Genomic DNA, 16,950 nt, shown 5'->3' on the forward strand with positions numbered 1-16,950 from the left:
AGAATCTTGCCGAATTTAGGGCGATTAACTGATCTTGCGGCGTAATATCCCAAAATCTGATGATATTTTTCCCGCTCACCCCCTTTTACCACTCGGCCGCAATACCAATATCAGAAGATGAGACGGCATTCCTCGTTATATGCTATGTTAGCAACATATGAACAAATTGATCGAAGGTTTGGTTGAAATTCGATGGAGAATGATGACGATAAGAATGGCAATGGTCAGCTAGTCCTCGACAGCCGTACCAAAACGAAAAAGCCATCAATGTATAAAGTCATTATGCTTAATGATGATTATACGCCGATGGAATTTGTTGTGCATGTCTTGCAAAAGTTTTTCGGCCGTTCATCAGGCGAGGCAACCCAGATTATGTTGAACGTGCATCAGCGTGGTGTCGGGGTTTGCGGTGTTTATAGTTTCGAAATTGCCGAGAGCAAGGCGCAAAAAACCATTGATTATGCGCGGAAGAATGATCATCCGCTGCAGTTGCAACTGGAAAAGGAATAGCTAAGATGTTGTCACGCGAACTCGAGGAAACATTGCGCCGCGCCATGTCAAACGCGGCAACGCGTTCGCATGAATTCGCCACTTTAGAACATCTTTTATTGGCGTTAACCGAAGATAGTGACGCGTTGGAAGTATTGCATGCTTGCAATGTAGATATCGAGAAGCTGGCGGCCAAGCTAGGTGAATTTATCGAGATCGAGCTGGCATCAATCGTCGATCCGAATGGCAATGTCGATGTCCAGCCAACGGCCAGTTTTCAGCGGGTTATCCAGCGGGCGATCATCCACACGCAATCATCGGGGCGGGACGTTGCCACCGGTGCAAATGTGCTTGTGTCGATTTTCTCCGAGCGTGAAAGCCACGCTGTCTGGTTCCTTAAATCCCTGAATATGACCCGCCTTGATGCGGTGTCCTACCTTAGCCATGGTGCCGAAAGCAGCGTGACAAAAAGCACTAGCGATGAGCAGAATGCTGAAACAGGTGGCGGTGATGAAAAAGATCCGCTGAGCCAGTTTGCGGTGAATCTGATCAGTAAGGCGGCGGCCGGCAGAATTGATCCGTTGATCGGCCGTGACCGTGAATTAGATCGAACGATTCAGGTCTTATGTCGGCGCACCAAAAATAACCCGCTTTATGTGGGTGACCCCGGCGTTGGAAAAACCGCAATCGCCGAAGGGCTTGCTTTACGCATTTATGAGGGCAATGTTCCTGAAGTGCTGTCAACGGCGGTGATCTATGCGCTGGATATGGGGCAGCTTCTTGCCGGTACCCGCTATCGTGGTGATTTCGAAGAACGGCTAAAGGCAGTGATGAAAGCCGTGGCCGATGATGTGAATGCCATTCTGTTTATTGACGAGATTCATACGGTGATCGGTGCCGGTGCGACGTCTGGCGGGGCCATGGATGCGTCGAACCTGTTGAAACCCGCGTTACAGGAAGGCACGCTTCGCTGTATCGGATCAACGACCTATAAGGAATATCGTGGTCATTTCGAAAAAGACCGTGCATTGGTGCGCCGGTTTCAGAAAATCGACGTTGCCGAGCCAACGATAGCCGATACGATCAAGATTTTGAACGGATTGAAAAGCCGCTATGAAGATCATCACAAGGTACGCTTTACCGGTGCCGCATTAAAAACTGCGGTTGATCTATCGGCGCGCTATATCAATGACCGAAAATTACCGGATAAGGCCATTGACGTGATTGACGAAGCGGCCGCTGCGCAGAATCTGCTGCCGCCATCTCGCCGCCGTCAAACCATCGGGCAAAAGGAAATTGAGGCGACCGTGGCAACGATGGCGCGGATCCCCTCGAAACATGTTAGCCGTGACGATAAGGCAGTGCTGGCCTCGCTTGAGGGTGATCTAAAGCGCATGGTGTTTGGTCAGGATGATGCGATTATCGCGCTGGCATCGGCGATAAAACTGTCACGGGCTGGTCTGCGCGATGCGGAAAAGCCGGTGGGCAATTACCTGTTTTCGGGGCCAACAGGGGTTGGTAAAACCGAAGTCGCACGCCAACTCGCCGAAGCACTTGGGATCAAACTCATGCGCTTTGATATGTCGGAATATATGGAGCGTCATACCGTATCGCGTCTGATCGGTGCCCCTCCGGGCTATGTCGGTTTTGATCAGGGCGGGCTGTTGACTGATGCGGTTGATCAGACACCGCATGCGGTGCTGTTGCTCGACGAAATTGAAAAGGCACATCCTGACCTGTTTAATATTTTGTTGCAGGTCATGGATCATGGCAAATTAACCGACAATAACGGCAAGGTTGTTGATTTCAGAAATGTGATCCTGATCATGACAACAAATGCCGGCGCGCAGGAATTATCGAAATCGGCCATTGGCTTTAATCGCACGCATAATGAAGGTGCTGATATCGAAGCCATTGAAAAGATGTTCACGCCCGAATTTCGCAACCGGCTGGATGCGATTATTCCGTTCGCGCCGCTTGGCAAGGACGTCATCCGTTTGGTCGTTGATAAATTTATCATGCAGCTGGATGCGCAGCTTGCTGATCGGAATGTTGAGATTGAATTGAGTGCTGCGGCACTGGATTGGCTTGCCGAGCGCGGTTACGACTCAAAATATGGCGCGCGGCCGTTGGCGCGTGTGGTGCAGGAACATATCAAAAAGCCGCTGGCAGATGAGATGCTGTTTGGCGGGCTTGTTGGCGGCGGATTGGTCTTTGTTGATGTCGTCGATGATGGCCTGTCGGTAACGGTTAAGGCACCGCCACAAAAGGCGATTGCCGGTGGCCGCAAACGTGCTGCATTGCCTGCACCTCAGGATAATTAGGGTCTCTTGGTGCTGACTAGCCGGCTTTAAACGGGCTTGTCATCGCTATATGGTTCTTTTCGGCTTCGATGCCGCGTTTTTCTGATGCAAGGAAACGCGACACCGCATCACGAAACCCATCATGTGCGATATGATGCACCGAATGGGTTGTGACGGGCAGATAGCCGCGCTGGACCTTGTGAACGCCTTGGGCACCGGCCTCGACCCGTGATAGGCGGTTGGCGATAGCAAACTCGATTGCCTGATAATAACAGGCCTCGAAATGCAGATTTGGGATTTCAATATCTGCGCCCCAATTTCGTCCATAAAGCGCATCATCCCCAATGAAATTCAGCGCACCGCCGACAATCTCGCCGTTATATTCGGCCATAACCAAAAGCATACGGTCTGCCATGGTGTGACGAAGCTGGGTAAAGACGTCATGCGTCAAATACGCCCCACCCCATTTCCGGTCGATCGTTGACAGGTAAAACCGGTAAAAATCATCGATATGATCTTGGCTGATTGCAGACCCAGTCAACGGCAGCATGGTTACACCGGCCGCGCTAAGCGCGGCGCGTTCTTTTCGAATGTTCTTGCGTTTGCGCGACGATAGACTGGCCAGAAAATCATCAAAATCGACATAGCCCCGATTACGCCAGTGAAACTGAATACTGGTGCGTTGTAACCAACCGGCGGCACCAAGAATATTGGCGTCATCACCGGGCAGAAAATTGATATGTGCAGAGGATAATTGGTATTTCTCCAGCAGGCTTACCAAGCCCTTGGCAAGCGCAATTTTGAGGTCAGCGCGATTGTCTTTTACCAACAAACGGGGGCCGGTTGCCGGTGTAAAGGGGATAGCCGCCAGCAATTTGGGATAATAGGCACCGCCGGCGCGTTCAAACGCATTGGCCCAGCCGTGATCGAAAATATATTCGCCATATGAATGATGCTTGAGATAATTCGGCATTGCGCCGCATAATTGCCCGTCATCATTGCGCAGCAACAGATGCATTGGGTCCCAGCCGCTATCCCCGCCAACTGCGCCGCCATCTTCTAGTGCCAGCAAGAACGCATGACTTACAAACGGGTTACCGCCGCCGCCAAGTGCGTTCCATTCGCCAGCATCAATGGTCGCCATACTGGCACTTATGTGAAGATTTAACGCGCTACCATCCATGTGGCTTTAACAACAGATCTAATCGCAAAGCCACTCCATAGGATGCGGCTGGTTGGGGAAAATGCCAGTTCAAAGAATACCAGTTCAAAAACTGCGTTTAGGCAATTTCAAAAATGCCGTCAATTTCGACGAGACAATTCAGCGGCAGAGCATTGCTGCCAACCGCAAACCGGGCGTGGCGGCCGGCATCGCCAAAGGCGGCAACCATCAAATCAGAGGCCGCATTAACCACAACAGGCTGGCTATGGAAATCATCCGCCGAGGCGACAAACGCGCCAAGCTTGACCACCTGCACAACCCGGTCAAGGTCGCCGTCACAAGCCACCTTTAATTGTGCCAGCAAATTGATTGCACAGATTTTGGCTTGACCTTGCGCATCCTCGACGCTGGCATCGGCGCCAACGGTTCCGGTAACGGTTAGCTTGCCATCAACAAAGGGAACCTGTCCTGAGACAAAAACCAGATTGCCGGAACGGGTAAAGGGCAAGTAATTGGCCGCAGGTGTGGGTGCATCCGGAATACTGACGCCGATCTCTTGTAACCGCTGTTCTACCTTGCTTGTCATAATACGTCCTTTCACATGATGATTGTGCCGCCTGAGCATACCGCTTATCGGGCGGTTCACTGGCGTTTATGTCCTGATTGCGAAGCTGGCATAATCACTGCGGTATGGCAAGCTGGATCGGCGCGCGCATGACAGTTTTCGGCATGATCGTTTTTGGCAAGAAAAAGGCCCCACGGAAATCGTGGGGCCAGGGCTGCAGGTTGCACTGCAGGGAGAGTTTAACTGCAGCCTGTGGTTCCGCCACAGGTGTTGCATTTCAAACAGGTTCCATTGCGGACAAGGGTAAAGTTCTGACACTCGGGACAGGCTTCGCCCTCATAGCCTTGCATCCGGGCTTGCTGCACGAGGTCTGCTGCTTTCTGATTGCCCTTCATCACTTTGGCACCGCTGGCGACCTCGCTCGCAGTATCGCTTGCAAGTCCGATTTCGGTTGCTGTTGTTGCCGGGGCTGGCTGTTTCACCCGCATGGTTTCGGCCTGATCTTCGGGCGCGGCTGCAACAGCTGCACCACGGTCATTCGAATAGACGACGAGCCCCTGCCGCCGGATAAAGCCGTGGCTGGTAACGCGGTTCATCAATTCGGACTGATTATCGCCAGTGCCGGTTGTGGTGACGTCCAGATCATCGACATTCACATGACCAAGGTCGCTGCGGTCGAGATAGGAAATGGCCAGTTCGCGGAATGTGTAATCAAGGATCGACGTCGACATCTTGATCGCATCATTGCCGGTGACGATGCCTTGTGGCTCAAACCGGGTAAAGGTATAGGCCTCGACAAATTCCTCCAGCGGCACCCCGTATTGCAGGCCGATGGAAACCGCGATGGCAAAATTATTCATCAGCGAGCGGAAGGCAGCGCCTTCTTTATGCATATCAATGAATACTTCGCCAATACGTCCATTTTCATATTCACCAGTGCGCAGATAAACCTTATGCCCGCCAACAGTGGCCTTTTGCGTATAGCCTTTACGGCGATGCGGCAGGCGTTCGCGTTCGGCACGGATCACCCGTTCAACGACTTTTTCGATGATTTGCGGCGCCGCTGCGGTCAGTGGCGCATCGACTGTTTCCTCGTCTTCATCGTCAATATCGTCAACCAAACCGGATGACAAAGGCTGGCTGAGTTTTGAGCCATCGCGGTAGAGTGCGTTAGCTTTCAGGCCAAGCCGCCATGATTGCATATAGGCCTCGCCACATTCCTGAACCGTTGCCGAGTTTGGCATATTGATTGTTTTTGAAATGGCACCAGAGATAAATGGCTGTGCAGCGGCCATCATGGTGATGTGGCTTTCGACTGACAAGAAGCGTTTGCCAATACGGCCGCAGACATTTGCGCAATCAAAGATTGGCAGATGCTCATCTTGCAGGTGTGGTGCCCCTTCAAGGGTCATCGCCCCACAAACATGAATATTAGCGGCCTCAACCTCATCTTTGCTAAAGCCCAGATGCTCTAGCAGGTTAAAGCTGAAATCATTGAGCTGCTCGTCGGTCAGGCCGAGTTTGGTCTTGCAGAAATCAGCCCCCAATGTGAATTGATTGAATACAAATTTCACATCAAATGCACTGCCGAGACCGGCCTCAATTTTGGCGATTTCCGCATCGCCAAAGCCTTTATCCTTCAGCGCATTTACTGACACTGACTGGCAGTTTTTCAGGCTGCCGGATCCGACCGCATAAGTGATAATGTCGTCAATCTGGCTTTGCTGATAACCAAGCCGCTGTAACGCCTCGGGAACCACGCGGTTGATGATTTTGAAATAACCACCGCCTGCAAGTTTCTTGAATTTGACGATGGCAAAGTCGGGCTCGATACCGGTGGTATCGCAATCCATCACCAGACCGATGGTGCCGGTTGGGGCAATAACAGTGGATTGGGCGTTGCGATACCCATGTTTCTTGCCAAGATCAATCGCCTTATCCCATGCTGCCTTTGCCGCAGCAGGCAGTGCCTGATCAGGGCAGGACTTGATATCAAGCGGTACTGGCAGGATTTGCAGCCCTTCATAACCACTGGTTTTGCCATGCGCGGCAAGCCGGTGATTATTCATGACCCGCAACATATGCTTGGCGTTCTTTTTATAATTCGGGAACGCGCCAACCTCACTGGCAATCTCGGCCGAGGTCGCATAGGCAATACCGGTCATGATCGCCGAGATTGAGCCACAAATCGCGCGGCCTTCAGGACTGTCATAGGAATGACCTTCGGCCATCAGCAAGCCGCCGATGTTGGCAAAGCCCAGACCAAGTGTACGGTACTCATAAGACAGCTGGGCAATTTCCTTTGATGGGAATTGGGCCATTAGAACTGAGATTTCCAGTGTTAATGTCCAGAACCGCACGCCATGTTCAAATGCCGGAATATCAAAGCTTCCGTCTTTTTTACGGAACTGCATCAGGTTCAATGACGCTAGATTACACGCCGTATCATCGAGGAACATATATTCCGAGCAAGGGTTTGACGCATTGATCCGGCCGCCTTCAGGGCAGGTGTGCCATTCATTGATCGTGGTGTCATATTGCAGGCCTGGATCAGCGCAAGCCCACGCTGCATGGGCAATTTTTTCCCAAAGATCGGCTGCCTTAATACGCTTGGCAACGCCGCCATCACGGCGCTTGATCAATTCCCAATCACCATTATCCAGCACCGCCTGCAAATACTCGTTGCTAACCCGCACTGAGTTGTTCGAATTTTGCCCCGCGACTGTCAGATAGGCTTCTGAATCCCAGTCAGTATCATAAGTCTTAAACTCAATATTAGTGTAGCCCTGTTGTGCAAACTGGATAACACGCTGCACATAATTTTCGGGGATCATTGATTTACGGGCAGCCAAAATCGCTTTTTTCAGCGGCTTGTTTACCTTTGGATCGAACCGTTCATTATCGGTCATGCCCTCGGTAATCTGACAGGCGGCCATCACCGCGCCCATATGTTTTTGTGCCAGCTTTGAGCCTGCAACAAGGGCTGCGACCTTTTGCTCTTCGACAACTTTCCAATCGACATAGGCCTCGATATCCGGATGGTCGACATCGACTGTCACCATTTTCGCGGCGCGGCGGGTTGTGCCGCCTGATTTGATTGCACCAGCAGCACGGTCACCAATGCGCAAAAAGCTCATCAGACCTGACGATTTGCCACCACCGGACAGGCTCTCGCCTTCACCGCGCAGGCGGCTAAAGTTAGAACCAGTGCCCGAGCCATATTTGAATAGGCGCGCTTCACGCACCCACAAATCCATGATGCCCCCTTCATTCACCAGATCATCGCTGACTGACTGGATAAAGCAGGCATGGGGCTGGGGATGCTCATAAGCACCGGTTGAACGGGTTAGCTTGCCAGTTTTGTAATCAACATAAAAATGGCCTTGGCTTGGGCCGTCGATACCGTATGCCCAATGCATTCCAGTGTTAAACCATTGTGGTGAATTCGGTGCGGCCATCTGGGTCGCCAGCATATAGCGCATCTCGTCAAAATAGGTTTGCGCATCTTCTTCGTTGGTGAAATAGCCGCCCTTCCAGCCCCAATATGTCCATGTGCCAGCAAGCCGATCAAACACTTGTTTGGCGGACACTTCGCCCGAATAGCGTTGATCTTCGGGCAATTTGGCTAGCGCTTGCGAATCAGCTTCGCTGCGCCAGAGCCATGATGGCATCGAGGTTTCCTCAACCCGCTTCAAGGCTGCCGGAACACCCGCTTTGCGGAAGTATTTTTGCGCCAGAATATCTGTTGCTACCTGCGAGAACTGAGCCGGAACCTCAATATTCTCGGCCTGAAACACGATTGTGCCATCTGGATTGCGAATCTCACTGGTCGCTGATCTGAATTCGATGTTCGCATAGGCGTCTTGGCCAGATGTCGTAAAACGTCTTTCAAAATGCATCTATCTATTCCTTTGTCGTGTGTTTTGCGTCAACTGACTGGGCTAAAAATTTTGTTTGATTACGTGGCTTTACCGCCGAATTGAGTGGGTGAATCCACAACATATAGCGTTCGCCGAGTAATTAAACTACATTATCTAGCGGGCGATGGACAATAGCCAAAAGAGCGGTTTGGCTAAAAATTGCCATAAAATGAACTCGATTTAAGGGTCAACTCTTCCCAGTTAAGTGTCACTCCTGATAGTAAGTATCTGATGGAGAATTGTTTTTACAGTGGCGTCATTACCAGAAATGAAGGTAGAACAATGTTAAAAAAAAATTACGTCGATCCTAAAAATATGCGCCGCTGATAATTTCGGAATTTCGACTGAGCAAGCGCCGGGTAAGGACGTAAATAATTTCCGGCCTTGGCCGGTTGATGGCTGGACGCACTGGGTTGCTTGCGCCTATAGTGAGGCCGGTAAATTCCTAACCCTGTAAATTATGAAGGGCAGACGTTGGATGGATCTGGTAACTTTGATGACGCTGAAACTGACCGCGCAGCAGGTTGGGACTGATCAGTTTGGCAATCGTTATTATGAAGAGCGCCGGGCCCGTCCGGGCAAGCCGCCGCGCCGTTACGTCCGTTATAACGGCATTGTCGAAGCCTCAAAGGTGCCGGCTGACTGGCACGGGTGGCTGCATCACACAGAGGCATCTCCGCCGCCAGAAGGTGGTTATGGAAAACATGACTGGCAGCAAGAGCATCAGCCAAATGTCACCGGGACAACCCATGCCTATCGCCCGCAAGGCCATATGCTAAAGGGCGGTAAGCGCAAGCCGGCAACGGGTGACTATGAACCTTGGAACCCAGCCTAAGGCACGCGATTATTTTTGGCCCGTTTATTCTTGGCCAGGTTGTTCTTGGCCAGATTGTTCTTGGTAAGGCTCTAGCACAGCCAGCCTATTGATTTTAAATTGAGTAGCGAGGAGACGACAGTCATGCAGCGCAATACTTTGGAAACCGTTATGGGCGCCATCGTTTTGTTGGCGGCAGCTGGATTTGTTGCGCTGGCCTATGAGGCCGCTGACGTGAAAGGCAGTGGTGGCTATGAAATCGCTGCCGAATTTGGCAGCACTGGCGGGCTTTCTATTGGTGATGATGTTCGCATTTCGGGTATCAAAGTCGGGCAGATCACCGCTCAGCATCTTGACCCAATTACCTATGTTGCCAAAATTTCGATGGCGATTGATCCGGCAATAAAAATCCCAAGCGACAGCAGTGCGCGGATCACCGCAGCCTCGCTGCTGGGTGGAAATTATCTTGAGTTAATGCCGGGCGCGTCCACCGAAACCCTGGCTGCTGGCGGGGTTATATATGATACCCGCGATCCGGTTAGCCTCAGTGACCTGCTTGGCAAGGCTGTGTTCTCATCAAATAACCCGGCGAATTAAAATGCCGATGGCAAATTGCCAAATCCAGCTGGCGACGATCGGGCGTTTAAGCGCCAGCGTTTATCAGATTATCTGGCGACTGCTTAAATCATCCCGATTTGTCGCCCCTATTCTTCTCGTGCTTTTTGCTGTTTTGAGCGCAGGGCCAGCCCGTGCGGTTACATGGATTGACGGCAGTAATGCGCGGTTGCAGGCACTTGATAAGATTACTGCACGTATTTCGACGGTTGAAACGCCGGTTGGTGCGGCGCAATTTTTCGGCACCTTAGAGATAACGGTCAATCGCTGTGCGTTCCACCCCCCCGAGGAACCGCCAGAAAATGCGGCATTCATAACGGTTCTTGATCGTGGCTATGATGGCCGCAAGCCTCAGCTGGTTTTTTCGGGTTGGGTTTTTTCATCCAGCCCTGCTGTTTCGGCGTTAGAACATCCGGTTTATGATCTGACGCTGCTGGCCTGTTTCAACAAATAGCATTGGCATGACGGCAAGGCTGGCACCTAAGCAGCATGGCCTTTAAGGCTGGCGAGAAACGGGGTGATCAGCGCGCTGCTTGGTGTTTCAAAATGCAAGTCACCATCGCTGGCAAGCGCGGCGGCAAGGCGGCCTTGGAAATCTACCCGGTCAATTTCGGTCACGCCAAACTGGGTCAGATGGTCGTTGGTAAATTGGGCATCGAGCATCAAGAACCCGCCATTCCATAGCCGCGCCATCAAATGAACAAGGGCAATTTTCGAGGCATCACGCTGGCGTGAAAACATCGACTCGCCAAAAAAAGCTGCGCGCAAGGCAACCCCGTATAGCCCGCCAATCAGGGCGCCGTTCGACCAGACTTCGATAGAATGGGCAAAACCCATCTTGTGAAGGGCGATATAGAGCTGGCGTATATCTTTATTAATCCATGTATCGGTGCGCTGATCACTTGGTGCGGCGCAGGCATCAATCACCGCGGTGAAATCCTGATTGATTGACACCTCAAACGGCGCTTGGCGAACACGGCGTTGCAGGCGGCGCGGAATATGCACACCCCCCCCAAGAGAGCCGTCAATCGGAATTAATGCGCGCCGGTCGGGATCGTAGAATTTAATCTCGACAGTGTCGTGACTATCAGCCATCGGAAACAGGCCCAGCGAATAGGCCTTTATGATGGTTTCAGGCGAATAGATATAGTGATCAGCCATGCAATGCCTCCGCAACGGGGCGCAAGCCTACTGCTCTTGCAAAAAAACTTCTTCAAGCCAGCGGATATTATAGCTTCCATTCTTGATCGCCTCGGCATCTACCAAACGTTTATGCAATGTGAGGGTGGTCGGGATTGGCTCGACAATAAACTCCTGTAAAGCGCGCCGCAGCCGTGCCAGACAATGTTCACGATCATCGCCATGGACGATCAGCTTGGCAATCAGGCTGTCATAATAGGGCGGCACCGAATAGCCGGAATAAAGGCAAGACTCGACCCGAACGCCAGGTCCGCCAGCAGCATGAAAAGCGGTGACTTTGCCGGGCGTTGGCATGAAAGTTTCGGGATGTTCGGCATTAATCCGGCATTCGATAGCATGGCCGGTAAATTTGACATCTTCTTGGCTGAAAGATAGTGGCAAGCCAGCCGCGATACGGATTTGCTCACGCACCAGATCAATCCCGGTGATTTCTTCAGTAATCGGATGCTCAACCTGCAAGCGGGTGTTCATCTCAATGAAGAAAAACTCACCATTTTCATATAGAAATTCCATCGTGCCGACACCGAGATATCCCATCTGGCGGGTGGCTTCAGCGGCGATAGTGCCAATACGCTCGCGCTCTTCGGCGCTTAAGGCTGGTGAGGGGGCTTCTTCAAACAACTTTTGATGCCGGCGCTGCACCGAACATTCGCGCTCGCCAAGATGAACCACATTGCCATGTGAATCGGCAATAACTTGCACCTCGATATGGCGCGGCTGGCCGAGATAACGTTCCAGATAGACTGTGTCATCACCAAAGGCAGCTTTGGCTTCGGCGCGCGCGGCTGAAAAAGCCTCGCCCAGCTGCGCGGCAGTTTCAGCAACTTTCATCCCACGGCCACCGCCGCCTGATGCGGCTTTAACCAAAAGCGGATACCCAACCTCGTCACCGACACGCGCAGCCTCGTCAAGCGTATGGACCGCGCCCGGCGATCCTGGAACCAGCGGCAAACCCGCTGCTGCTGCAGTTATTTTGGCTTCGACCTTGTCGCCCATCGCCCTGATGTGACGTGATTCAGGGCCAATAAACGTCAGGCCATGCGCCGCAACAATTTCGGCAAACTCAGCGTTTTCCGACAGGAATCCAACCCCCGGATGCACGGCATCTGCGCCGGTAATTGCGACCGCTGATAAGATCGAGGGAATGTTCAGATAAGATTCGGCGCTGCTTGGCGGGCCGATACAAACGGACTCATCCGCAAGGCGCACAGGCATCGAGTCTGCGTCGGCAGTCGAATGAACCACCACGCTTGGAATATTCAGCTCTTTACAGGCACGAAGCACCCGCAACGCAACATCACCACGATTGGTTATCAGGATCTTTTTGAACATGGCAATTATTCAACGATCACAAGCACTTCGCCAAATTCAACTGGCTGGGCGTTTTGGACAAAGATTTTGACGACAGTTCCGGCTTTTGGTGCGGTAATTGGGTTCATCACCTTCATTGCTTCGACAATGAACAAGGTCTGACCTGCGGTGACGCTGGCCCCTTCGGTGATAAATGCCGGCGCGTCAGGCTCTGATGCGGTGTAAACAGTACCAACCATCGGTGAGGTAACGGCGCCTGGGTGATCGGCCGGATTGGCTGGCGCATCCGCTGCAATATCGACACTAGCAGGTGCGGCGGCAGACGCTGCTGCAACTGGCGCGGCGGCAACCGGGGCAACAGCGGCAACTGGTGCCGCCGAGGTTATCCGTGATAGCCTGATCGCAACTGCATCGCTTTCATATTCAAGCTCGGCAAGTCCAGCCTTATCCAAAATTTCGGCAAGATCTCTGACAAAAGCGGCGTCATTGTTTGAAGCGGCGGTCTTTGCCGCTGGTTTTTTAGGTGTCGTTGCCATTTTTAATCATGTCTCCGAAGTCAGATTGGAAATGGCGTTAATTGCCATGTAATAGGATGTGGGGCCAAAACCGGCGATTACGCCTTTGGCCACGGCCGTGATCAGCGAATTATGACGAAATGCTTCGCGGGTATGGATATTGGAGAGGTGAACCTCGATCACACCCCCCGGAAATAGCGATAATGCGTCACGCAGTGCGACTGACGTATGTGTCAGACCGGCAGCATTGATGATGATCCAATCCACCTTATCGACGGCGTGATGGATCTTGTCGATTAGCGCGCTTTCTGAATTTGACTGGAACCAGTCGATATTCATTGATTGTTCAGCCGCTAATTGGCGGCATTTAGCTTCGATATCGGCAAGTGTTGCATCGCCATAGATGCCGGGCTCACGCATGCCGAGCATATTCAGATTTGGCCCATTAAGGACAGTGATGTTAATTGCTTTTGCCATTGTGCGGTCAGTTTACCCTTACTTCGCCAGCCACGCAAATAGCCTAGCCTTGCTTGCCACGTTCCTGATCAATCAGTCTCTGTAATTCTTCGCTGCTGATGGCACCCGGAACCACGTTATCACCAATGACGAGTCCGGGTGTGCCATTGATATTCAAAGCAGCCGCGGCGCGTCGTGTGCGTCCAATAATAGCGGTTGTTTCAGGACTGTCCATATCTTGCTGCAACTGATTAAGGTTGATCCCGGCTTTACCTGCCGCCGCCATGATCGCATCGTCGCTGACCTGCCCGCGATAGGTCATCATTTCAGTGTGAAACGGCGCAAATTTTCCTTGTTTCTGGGCGGCAATACCGGCCTTTGCCGCGGTAACGGACGTTTGGCTTAGGATAGGAAATTCCTTGATAACCATCCGCACATCGTCGTTTTTACTTAGCACTTGTTGAACTGAAGCGAACATACGTTTGCAATAGCCGCAATTATAATCGGAAAATTCATAGACAATGATGCTGCCGTCAGGGTTGCCCATTACCGGATCACCGGCATCATCCCGCACCGCCATAATGCCAGCTTGTAGTCTTTTGGCTTCCTCGCGGGCGGCCAGCGCGACCAGCGCATCACGCAGCAATTCGGGATTATCCTTGATGAATTGTTCGATCATTTGCTGCGTCTGGGCGCGCTCTTCGGCATCAAGGCCTGCCCTTACCGGCGTGTGCAAGATTGTGATCATCACCACGGATACGGCGATGGTCGAGGCAAGGAAACGTATCATTCAGATTATCCTTTCACAGCGGGGCCAGAGCTTTGGGCGGGCATTCCCGCCAACGGCAAATCGGTCACGCAACCTTATATCGGATTAATCATGTTAATGCAAAGCCATCAGCGGGTCGCTTTGCCAAAGCGGAACAGGATGTCATTGGCTCGATTACGGATATCGCTTGCCAGATCGTCACGCGCCAAAACGCGTTTTGCCATCCGTACCGCCTGTTGCTCATCGTCAAGCAGGATAGCCTCTTCTGCCAGCGTCAGATCGGCAGCAGCAATATCCCCACTTCGCCCATAGGCAATGGCCAATTGCCGCCGGACAAAAGCCCATTTCGGTTCACCGTCTTTTGCCGCACTAATCGCTTCGATGGCGCGGGGCAGGCGTGACCTATCATTTGTCGCAATGAGCGCGCGCCCAAGACTCACCAGAATTTGCGGGCTTTCAGGCCGTAGGGCCAAGGCTGCCTCATAGGCGTTGGCGGCGGCATTGGCATCCGCCATCGATAACAGGATATCGCCTTGAAACTCATGATAAAACGCATCATCGGGATAGGCGGCAGTCAGCTGATCCATCAGGGTCTTTGCTGCCTGCAAATCGCCGCGCCGATATTGTGCAATGGCGCGGCTGTAGCGTGCGTCAGCGGTATCTTCCTCACCGTCACGGCGCAAAATGGCGAGTGCAGGTTCACTATAGGCGCGAATCTTGGTGATCAGGCGCTGCATCAATTGCTGGGCCTCAGTCGCTAGGGGCGCTGCATAGTGGCCGGCCTGACGGGCGTGATCTTGATAGACGCCAAGGCGCTGGGCTGAGTCTGGGTGGGTCTGATAATATTGACTTTGCCGGTTTTCCGGCAATGCGCGCTGGGCCGCCATGCGGCGCATCATTTGCTCAAGCCCGGCCGAGCTAATGCCCGCGGCCTCAAGATAATCTAGCCCCAACTCATCAGCGACAGCCTCATCAAAACGGAATGATTGCAACATCTGACGTTTGGCCTGATCGGTGCCGCCAACCATCACCCCGACCGCCGCATCATTCGGTGCCCCGCCTGCCGCCAGCGCAATCGCTGCAATCGCCGCCAGCGCGCCAGCGGTGCCTGCATCCCTTAGTGCCGCATCACGGCGCGGCACATGACCAGCCTTTAAATGGCCAAGCTCATGCGCAATGACCCCCAGAATTTCGTCGGCAGATCGTGCGTTCAATAACAGGCCAGAATGGACATAGATCATCTGTTCGCCAGCCACAAACGCGTTGTAGCTGCTGTCGATAACAATCCGGATATCAACGCTATTGGGGGCAAAACCGGCCGCCTTTACCAGCGGTGCAGCAAGCGATTGAAGGCCCGTTTCAAGTTCGGTATCGCGGATTAATCCGGCCTGTGCGATCTGCGTCATGACCGCTAAAAACGCCGATGAAAGGGTCAGCCGGATGAGTGATTGAAGTTTCATGCTGTTAATTTTCCGACAAAATAATGGCCTGTTTAAGACAGCTCTGCTATAGACCTCTGCCTAAAGCGTGCTTTTCGCAGGCTTATTCATCTGCTGCCTTGGCGTAAAGATCCGATCATGGCACGAATTCACCGGAATGAACAATGGCCATAAAAATCAGTCAAGCCCGTGAAATCCCCGCTTTCCTCGCCATGCAGGTTATGAAACGTGCGAACGAGATGCAGGCCGATGGGGTCGATCTTGTCCATCTTGAAATTGGGCAGCCTTCAACCCCGCCACCTGCCGCCGTTTTAAAGGCATTGGAGGCATCATTACCGCAGACATCATCGCATGGCTATTCGGTCGGAATGGGATTGCCTAGCCTGCGTCAACGGATTTCGGTGCATTATCAGGACTGGTATAAAATGCCGGTGGATTGGCAGCGTATTGCGATCACGCCGGGATCATCACTTGGCTTTGCCATTGCCTTTTTATCGGCCTTTGACAAGGGTGACCGTATTGCGATTGCCACACCCGGATATCCTGCTTATCTGAACCTGATGCTGGCGCTCGGGATCACGCCACAATTGCTGCCAGCCCGCGCCGCGCAGAACTGGATGCCTGATTTGGATGCGCTGGTTGAAAGCGGTGATATTCCTGATGGGCTGTTGCTTGCCAGCCCGGCCAATCCAACCGGTGTTGTGATGCGCGATGATGAATTGGAGGCTGTTTTCCGCTGGTGTGAAACGCATGGTGTGCGCCTGATTATGGATGAAATCTATCACGGTCTGAGTTTTGGCGCGCGAACCCAAACTGCGTTGGCCTATAGCAACAGCGCGATTATCATTAATTCATTTTCAAAATATTTCTGTATGACTGGCTGGCGACTAGGCTGGATGGTTTTGCCCGAAGATCTGGTGCCAACGGCCGAAATATTGGCGCAGAATATGTATATATCGGCGGCGACGATCAATCAGCTTGGGGCGATTGCCGCTTTTGACTGTTATGACGAGCTGGATCAGCATATTCTGCGCTATGAAGAAAATCGTGATCTTCTTTATCGGGGATTGCCTGCCGAGTTTCTTGGCAATCACGCGCCATCTAACGGCGCCTTTTATCTTTATGCCGATGTCAGCGCCTTTACCAATGACTCCATTGCCTTTGCCGATCGGATTCTGGCGGAAACCGGCGTTGCCATCACTCCGGGTGTTGATTTCGATGGGGTTGAAGGCCGCACGCATTTAAGGCTGTCTTATGCTGGTGCCACCAAAGATATCAAACGGGCGGTAAAACGGCTAAATGGCTGGCTGGCAATCCAGCATCGCTAGCGGCCAGTAAATAACCGGCCGCCAGCTGAATTTATGCAGTTTCAGGCATTATGCGTTGCTGGCT

General features: G+C 52.4%; 15 protein-coding genes. 6 read left to right on the forward strand and 9 right to left on the reverse strand.

Annotated features, from left to right (window positions below; all coding sequences use genetic code 11):
- The first annotated feature begins 192 nt into the window (after positions 1-192).
- Both clpS and clpA read left to right on the forward strand, forming a co-directional pair.
- On the forward strand, positions 193-510 hold the full coding sequence (gene clpS, locus AB8881_10310; GenBank protein XDZ62930.1) for an ATP-dependent Clp protease adapter ClpS: 318 nt from the start codon (positions 193-195) through the stop codon (positions 508-510).
- Positions 511-515: 5 nt separating this feature from the next.
- Complete coding sequence (gene clpA / locus AB8881_10315; GenBank protein ID XDZ62931.1) at positions 516-2,813, forward strand: ATP-dependent Clp protease ATP-binding subunit ClpA; 2,298 nt, start codon at positions 516-518, stop codon at positions 2,811-2,813.
- Positions 2,814-2,829: 16 nt separating this feature from the next.
- On the opposite strand, the gene AB8881_10320 is transcribed toward clpA, so the two are convergent.
- The 3 genes from AB8881_10320 to AB8881_10330 all read right to left on the reverse strand — a co-directional run bounded on the left by AB8881_10320 (position 2,830) and on the right by AB8881_10330 (position 8,418).
- Positions 2,830-3,975, reverse strand: coding sequence for a GNAT family N-acetyltransferase (locus AB8881_10320; protein ID XDZ62932.1), 1,146 nt, complete (start codon positions 3,973-3,975; stop codon positions 2,830-2,832).
- A 97-nt stretch (positions 3,976-4,072) separates the two neighbouring features.
- A complete protein-coding gene (locus AB8881_10325; protein XDZ62933.1) occupies positions 4,073-4,540 on the reverse strand; it encodes a RidA family protein in 468 nt (155 codons plus the stop codon).
- Positions 4,541-4,758: 218 nt separating this feature from the next.
- On the reverse strand, positions 4,759-8,418 hold the full coding sequence (locus tag AB8881_10330) for a vitamin B12-dependent ribonucleotide reductase (GenBank protein ID XDZ62934.1): 3,660 nt from the start codon (positions 8,416-8,418) through the stop codon (positions 4,759-4,761).
- A gap of 499 nt (positions 8,419-8,917) precedes the next feature.
- Here AB8881_10330 and AB8881_10335 point away from each other — a divergent pair, with 499 nt between their 5' ends.
- The 3 genes from AB8881_10335 (at position 8,918) to AB8881_10345 (ending at position 10,322) form a co-directional block, all read left to right on the forward strand.
- Complete coding sequence (locus AB8881_10335; GenBank protein ID XDZ62935.1) at positions 8,918-9,274, forward strand: NADH:ubiquinone oxidoreductase subunit NDUFA12; 357 nt, start codon at positions 8,918-8,920, stop codon at positions 9,272-9,274.
- Positions 9,275-9,397: 123 nt separating this feature from the next.
- Complete coding sequence (gene mlaD, locus AB8881_10340) at positions 9,398-9,850, forward strand: outer membrane lipid asymmetry maintenance protein MlaD (protein XDZ62936.1); 453 nt, start codon at positions 9,398-9,400, stop codon at positions 9,848-9,850.
- A 1-nt stretch (position 9,851) separates the two neighbouring features.
- The gene (locus AB8881_10345) at positions 9,852-10,322 is read left to right on the forward strand and encodes a DUF2155 domain-containing protein (GenBank protein XDZ62937.1); all 471 of its coding nucleotides are present in this window, start codon (positions 9,852-9,854) and stop codon (positions 10,320-10,322) included.
- A 26-nt stretch (positions 10,323-10,348) separates the two neighbouring features.
- Here AB8881_10345 and aat read toward each other — a convergent pair whose 3' ends face one another.
- The 6 genes from aat to AB8881_10375 form a co-directional block, all read right to left on the reverse strand.
- The gene (gene aat, locus AB8881_10350; GenBank protein ID XDZ62938.1) at positions 10,349-11,029 is read right to left on the reverse strand and encodes a leucyl/phenylalanyl-tRNA--protein transferase; all 681 of its coding nucleotides are present in this window, start codon (positions 11,027-11,029) and stop codon (positions 10,349-10,351) included.
- Between the two features lie 27 nt (positions 11,030-11,056).
- The gene (gene accC / locus AB8881_10355) at positions 11,057-12,400 is read right to left on the reverse strand and encodes an acetyl-CoA carboxylase biotin carboxylase subunit (GenBank protein XDZ62939.1); all 1,344 of its coding nucleotides are present in this window, start codon (positions 12,398-12,400) and stop codon (positions 11,057-11,059) included.
- 5 nt (positions 12,401-12,405) lie between these two features.
- A complete protein-coding gene (gene accB, locus AB8881_10360) occupies positions 12,406-12,915 on the reverse strand; it encodes an acetyl-CoA carboxylase biotin carboxyl carrier protein (GenBank protein XDZ62940.1) in 510 nt (169 codons plus the stop codon).
- 6 nt (positions 12,916-12,921) lie between these two features.
- The gene (gene aroQ, locus AB8881_10365) at positions 12,922-13,371 is read right to left on the reverse strand and encodes a type II 3-dehydroquinate dehydratase (GenBank protein ID XDZ62941.1); all 450 of its coding nucleotides are present in this window, start codon (positions 13,369-13,371) and stop codon (positions 12,922-12,924) included.
- A gap of 43 nt (positions 13,372-13,414) precedes the next feature.
- A complete protein-coding gene (locus tag AB8881_10370) occupies positions 13,415-14,140 on the reverse strand; it encodes a thioredoxin domain-containing protein (protein ID XDZ62942.1) in 726 nt (241 codons plus the stop codon).
- Between the two features lie 107 nt (positions 14,141-14,247).
- Entirely contained in the window at positions 14,248-15,579 is a 1,332-nt protein-coding gene (locus AB8881_10375; GenBank protein ID XDZ62943.1) for a M48 family metalloprotease, read from the reverse strand.
- A gap of 143 nt (positions 15,580-15,722) precedes the next feature.
- Between AB8881_10375 and AB8881_10380 the strand changes: the two genes are divergently transcribed.
- The gene (locus tag AB8881_10380) at positions 15,723-16,886 is read left to right on the forward strand and encodes a pyridoxal phosphate-dependent aminotransferase (GenBank protein XDZ62944.1); all 1,164 of its coding nucleotides are present in this window, start codon (positions 15,723-15,725) and stop codon (positions 16,884-16,886) included.
- Positions 16,887-16,950 lie beyond the last annotated feature (64 nt).

The organism is Alphaproteobacteria bacterium LSUCC0396 (assembly GCA_041228345.1).
Classification (GTDB): Bacteria; Pseudomonadota; Alphaproteobacteria; order Puniceispirillales; family Puniceispirillaceae; genus UBA3439.

Excerpts from the sequence above, each read along its gene's own strand:
- clpS (XDZ62930.1), top strand. The coding sequence starts at position 193 with ATGGAGAATGATGACGATAAGAATGGCAATGGTCAGCTAGTCCTCGAC.
- clpA (XDZ62931.1), top strand. The coding sequence starts at position 516 with ATGTTGTCACGCGAACTCGAGGAAACATTGCGCCGCGCCATGTCAAAC.
- AB8881_10320 (XDZ62932.1), bottom strand. The coding sequence starts at position 3,975 with ATGGATGGTAGCGCGTTAAATCTTCACATAAGTGCCAGTATGGCGACC.
- AB8881_10325 (XDZ62933.1), bottom strand. The coding sequence starts at position 4,540 with ATGACAAGCAAGGTAGAACAGCGGTTACAAGAGATCGGCGTCAGTATT.
- AB8881_10330 (XDZ62934.1), bottom strand. The coding sequence starts at position 8,418 with ATGCATTTTGAAAGACGTTTTACGACATCTGGCCAAGACGCCTATGCG.
- AB8881_10335 (XDZ62935.1), top strand. The coding sequence starts at position 8,918 with ATGGATCTGGTAACTTTGATGACGCTGAAACTGACCGCGCAGCAGGTT.
- mlaD (XDZ62936.1), top strand. The coding sequence starts at position 9,398 with ATGCAGCGCAATACTTTGGAAACCGTTATGGGCGCCATCGTTTTGTTG.
- AB8881_10345 (XDZ62937.1), top strand. The coding sequence starts at position 9,852 with ATGCCGATGGCAAATTGCCAAATCCAGCTGGCGACGATCGGGCGTTTA.
- aat (XDZ62938.1), bottom strand. The coding sequence starts at position 11,029 with ATGGCTGATCACTATATCTATTCGCCTGAAACCATCATAAAGGCCTAT.
- accC (XDZ62939.1), bottom strand. The coding sequence starts at position 12,400 with ATGTTCAAAAAGATCCTGATAACCAATCGTGGTGATGTTGCGTTGCGG.
- accB (XDZ62940.1), bottom strand. The coding sequence starts at position 12,915 with ATGGCAACGACACCTAAAAAACCAGCGGCAAAGACCGCCGCTTCAAAC.
- aroQ (XDZ62941.1), bottom strand. The coding sequence starts at position 13,371 with ATGGCAAAAGCAATTAACATCACTGTCCTTAATGGGCCAAATCTGAAT.
- AB8881_10370 (XDZ62942.1), bottom strand. The coding sequence starts at position 14,140 with ATGATACGTTTCCTTGCCTCGACCATCGCCGTATCCGTGGTGATGATC.
- AB8881_10375 (XDZ62943.1), bottom strand. The coding sequence starts at position 15,579 with ATGAAACTTCAATCACTCATCCGGCTGACCCTTTCATCGGCGTTTTTA.
- AB8881_10380 (XDZ62944.1), top strand. The coding sequence starts at position 15,723 with ATGGCCATAAAAATCAGTCAAGCCCGTGAAATCCCCGCTTTCCTCGCC.